1 protein-coding gene is annotated in these 1,484 nt (G+C 38.9%); it reads right to left on the bottom strand.

The annotated features are described in order from the left end of the window. Nucleotides 1-274: 274 nt before the first annotated feature. Nucleotides 275-1,484, bottom strand: a 1,210-nt coding sequence (locus tag B5D35_RS23715; RefSeq protein WP_078754846.1) for an ATP-binding protein, incomplete at its 5' end; no start/stop codon positions are given.

The following is a 1,484-nucleotide window of genomic DNA, read 5'->3' as shown; positions in this document are numbered from 1 at the left end:
GGACTTCGTTACATTGTCGGATCCGCTGCTTTATTCAGGATCCTAGGGTCATCTGGTGATACAGATGGTTCACTCTTATCGCGGTGAACAGCGCTTCATACGACTTCAGGTCGCACGGACAGAAATCAGTTAGACCTTATGCTCTAAGTCATCCACTTCGGATTACTTCAGGTTGGGGAGAACGGAACTGAAAACGTTGTTCTTCTTAGGCATTGGCTGCTGGCGCAGCCAAAAGAAGGCTATTGTCTATTGACCGGAGAAGGACTCATATGTGTTAACTATATTTCTTGATGCGATCTCTATATTCGAGCTGAATTTCATATGGAGTTAGCTTCCTTTTGCCACCATCAGTTTTTACGAATACCTCCTTTTTGGTTGTACAAAAAAGAAATTCACTCTCAAATGGACGTACCGACACTTCCAATACATATAAATCATCAACTGGTTTGTTTTTCAGGTAGACGGGTTTAAACTCCACTCTATAACATGAAGGGGGGATAGTAGGCTGTATATCGTGCAACTTATTAACTAAATTCCTTCTAAGATCGTCCCTCTGACTGTAATTTAAACTAACACCAACAACTTCTCTATTGGTATCAGTAACGCCCCAGAGAATTCGACCTTGTTTCAATTGAGGGGAATTTAAAAATGCGACAATATATTGATTTGCTATGTCCTTTATAGAGTTAACAGCATTTACACCCTTAACTTCCTTATACTCTGTCTCTAGATTTTCATCTTTCTTGAGTTGAGTTCCAAGATGATAACCCGGTTTGAACTTTGTGACTGTTTTTTGTAATCTCTCTTGGTGCTCGACTATGCCATTATCTTTATAGAATATTGAGCCAAAGCTTTTTTCTTCAGACGGCTTAATGTCCAGCACCAAATTCGCAGGTTCTAATTCACAGGTTTGCAATACGAATACGATAGTTTGAAAACTATCAGAGTGCAATTTAAGAAAATTAAGAATCTTTTTCTTAGATACTTCGTCTAGGAATTCAAAGCCCATGCAGTCTATCACCAGAGGTAAATATAGCCCTCTAGCTAACCGCAATAAGCATTCGTTGATAATTAAGTATATAAGGCTCAGTGAATTGCTATGGGGCTTATCTGACGAAGAAAAAAAACCTTCCATTATGTCTTCACCGAGGCAGTCCCAGAAACGTTCGATAACCCAAGGTTCAACATCCGATCTTAATATGTTGGAAGCTTTAAACTTATGATTTTCATCTATAAAGATGCATGGCATGTCAGAGAACGCTATTGACTCGTGTACCTCTTTGATGAACGAATTTTCCTCGGAAGTTTTTGTCAGCTTATTTAAATGGTTTACTTGATAACCCAGTAAGTGCTCACGACCATTTTCTACTAGTTCTATTTCTAAAAAGTCCTGGTAAGACCCCAGAACTCTATACACTTTCAAGCTTCTGATAATACTGTCTTTCGTATTCATTCGGTGACAGTCCACCATTAGTACCATGATT

Source organism: Enterovibrio nigricans DSM 22720, assembly GCF_900167155.1.
In the GTDB taxonomy this organism is placed as follows: Bacteria; Pseudomonadota; Gammaproteobacteria; order Enterobacterales; family Vibrionaceae; genus Enterovibrio; species Enterovibrio nigricans.
This window is presented reverse-complemented; position numbering and strand designations above follow the sequence as displayed.